At 39.2% G+C, this 1,136-nt stretch carries 1 protein-coding gene and 1 pseudogene; both read right to left on the reverse strand.

Annotated features, from left to right (window positions below):
- Positions 1-193: pseudogene (locus tag DUT69_RS18985) on the reverse strand (hypothetical protein); the annotation flags it as partial.
- A 102-nt stretch (positions 194-295) separates the two neighbouring features.
- Positions 296-1,136: peptide chain release factor 2 (gene prfB, locus DUT69_RS18990; protein WP_113654859.1), on the reverse strand; the 841-nt coding region annotated here is incomplete at its 5' end.

The following is a 1,136-nucleotide window of genomic DNA, read 5'->3' on the forward strand; positions in this document are numbered from 1 at the left end:
ATTCAGGTTTTGATACTTTGCCAGTTCGCACAACTTCATCCTTACCTTTAATAGTTTCTTCAATGTAATCTGCAGGTGTAGGTTTAGCTCCAGGTACAGCACCGCCATACAAAGGAATTGCCTGTTGGGCATTTGCGTTCATCGCCAATATCAATAGAAAGGTTAAAAGTCTTAAAGCATTATATTGTTTCATTGCTTAATTGTTGTGTTGTTGGCATCAAATCTTAAAAATCAACATTTATTTATAATTATCAAACTATTTAACTTCATTTCAAATGCTGCTTTGGCTGCTAAATTAAAATTCCATCAAGTAGGCCTTTAAAAACTCGTTAATGTCTCCATTTAACACGGCATCAGGGTTAGATGTTTGATAATTCGTACGGTGGTCCTTCACTCGCCTGTCGTCCAAAACATAACTTCTAATTTGCGAACCCCACTCAATTTTCATTTTGCTGCCTTCAATAGCAGCAGTTGCTTCCATACGTTTACGCATTTCTATCTCATACAATTGAGATTTTAATAAACGAATGGCATTTTCTTTATTTTGTAATTGCGAACGGGATTCTTGGTTTTTGATAATGATCCCCGAAGGTTTATGGTACAAACGTACTGCAGTTTCCACTTTGTTTACGTTCTGTCCGCCAGCACCGCCAGCTCTAAAAGTTTCAAACTCAATGTCAGCCGGGTTAACATCAATAGTAATGGTGTCATCTACTAAAGGATAAACATAAACCGATGCAAATGAGGTATGCCTACGGGCGTTGGAATCAAAAGGGGAGATGCGCACCAAACGATGTACCCCATTTTCGCCTTTTAAATAACCATAAGCAAACTCGCCACTAATTTCTAAAGTAACCGTTTTTACACCTGCTACATCGCCCTCTTGGTAATCTTGCTCTGCCACTTTATAGCCATTTTTCTCCGCCCACATCAAATACATCCGCATTAGCATACTGGCCCAGTCGCAACTTTCTGTACCTCCTGCGCCTGCCGTAATTTGTAAAACTGCATTTAACTGATCTTCCTTGCTATTCAGCATATTTTTCAATTCCAGTTCTTCAACAGTTTTTAACGCCAGTTGATATTGCTCTTCTACTTCTTCCTCAGTAGCATCGCCACTCTGCTGGAAATCATAC

The organism is Pedobacter namyangjuensis (assembly GCF_003313325.1).
Lineage (GTDB): Bacteria > Bacteroidota > Bacteroidia > Sphingobacteriales > Sphingobacteriaceae > Pedobacter > Pedobacter namyangjuensis.